1 protein-coding gene is annotated in these 356 nt (G+C 48.0%); it reads left to right on the forward strand.

Going from position 1 to position 356, the window contains the following annotated elements; all coding sequences use genetic code 11:
* Positions 1 to 356: hypothetical protein (locus KDM89_RS20595; protein WP_212689717.1), on the forward strand; the 356-nt coding region annotated here is incomplete at both ends.

The following is a 356-nucleotide window of genomic DNA, read 5'->3' on the forward strand; positions in this document are numbered from 1 at the left end:
GTAAAGCTAAATCGTTTAGGTTGGATAGCGTTGGTAGGCACGCAAATAGTGGGCGCCTTTGTTGTTTTCTTCGGCGCAGACTTCGTCGCGAAATATTATTTCGGCGCGGCCTTCGAGGGAATTAGTATTTATCTCAAAGCGTTTGCATTGCTGCCAGTGGTGATCGCCGTTGCTACAGTTTTTGCTCAGTGGCGATTGTTAGCGTTGGGTGAGGGGGCTGCGCTTAGTCGTATTTATATGGTAGCGGGTCCTGTGCATATCGTGTATGCGATTATTGCGACTAGCTATTGGGGATGGGGGGGATTATTAGCCAGTGTTTATCTGACCGAAATCATGATTACGCTGGCCATGTACTT

It is taken from the genome of Cognatundibacterium luofuense, from assembly GCF_018139685.1.
Taxonomy (GTDB): Bacteria; Pseudomonadota; Gammaproteobacteria; order Burkholderiales; family Burkholderiaceae_D; genus Undibacterium; species Undibacterium luofuense.